The organism is Dellaglioa sp. CoH-57-MRSF-21, assembly GCF_056781915.1.
Map to the genome: position 1 here is coordinate 1,945 of NZ_JBXAXU010000010.1, position 1,400 is coordinate 3,344.

The 1,400-nt window shown below is 45.5% G+C and carries 1 rRNA gene (running past one end of the window); it reads right to left on the bottom strand.

Going from position 1 to position 1,400, the window contains the following annotated elements:
* Positions 1–1,277: ribosomal RNA gene (locus AC1RPQ_RS07540) — 23S ribosomal RNA — on the bottom strand; it reaches 1,742 nt to the left of the window's first position.
* Between the last annotated feature and the right edge of the window lie 123 nt (positions 1,278–1,400).

Genomic DNA, 1,400 nt, shown 5'->3' on the forward strand with positions numbered 1-1,400 from the left:
CAGTCCTTACGGTCTAGCTTCGTTGCCCTTAGAACGCTCTCCTACCACGGAACCCTAATGGGTTCCATCCACAATTTCGGTAACATGTTTAGCCCCGGTACATTTTCGGCGCAGAATCACTCGACTAGTGAGCTATTACGCACTCTTTAAATGGTGGCTGCTTCTGAGCCAACATCCTAGTTGTCTGTGCAATTCCACATCCTTTTCCACTTAACATGTATTTTGGGACCTTAATTGGTGGTCTGGGCTGTTTCCCTTTCGACTACGGATCTTATCACTCGCAGTCTGACTCCCGGATATAAATCAATGGCATTCGGAGTTTATCTGAATTCAGTAACCCTAGATGGGCCCCTAGTCCAAACAGTGGCTCTACCTCCATGATTCTTAATTCCGAGGCTAGCCCTAAAGCTATTTCGGAGAGAACCAGCTATCTCCAAGTTCGTTTGGAATTTCTCCGCTACCCACACCTCATCTCAGCATTTTTCAACATACATGAGTTCGGTCCTCCAGTGCGTTTTACCGCACCTTCAACCTGGACATGGGTAGGTCACTTGGTTTCGGGTCTACGTCTACTTACTATGGCGCCCTATTCAGACTCGCTTTCGCTACGGCTCCGTCTTATCAACTTAACCTCGCAAGCAAACGTAACTCGCCGGTTCATTCTACAAAAGGCACGCTATCACCCATTAACGGGCTCTAACTATTTGTAGGCACATGGTTTCAGGAACTATTTCACTCCCCTTCCGGGGTGCTTTTCACCTTTCCCTCACGGTACTGGTTCACTATCGGTCACTAGGGAGTATTTAGCCTTGGGAGATGGTCCTCCCGGATTCCGACGGAATTTCTCGTGTTCCGCCGTACTCAGGATACTGCTCTGAGAGATTTTCATTTAGTATACGGGGCTATCACCCTCTACGGCGAGTCTTCCCAGACTCTTCTACTATAAAAATCTTTGGTAACTCAAATGAGCAGTCCTACAACCCCAAGAAGCAAGCTTCTTGGTTTGGGCTCTTCCCTGTTCGCTCGCCGCTACTTAGGGAATCGATTTTTCTTTCTATTCCTGCAGGTAATTAGATGTTTCAGTTCCCTGCGTTTACCTCTATATAACCTATGTATTCAGTTAATAGTAACAGTCGATTAAAACTGCTGGGTTCCCCCATTCGGAAATCTCCGGATCAAAGCTTACTTACAGCTCCCCGAAGCATATCGGTGTTAGTCCCGTCCTTCATCGGCTCCTAGTGCCAAGGCATTCACCATGCGCCCTTGATAACTTAACCTAACTTTACTTAAAGCAAAGTGGTTTTGTTAAGAACTACGTTCTTAACTAATAAAACGCGGTGTTTCTCGGCTTATTGCTTAAAAATTTAATAAATATTATCTAGTTTTCAAAGAACAAATTT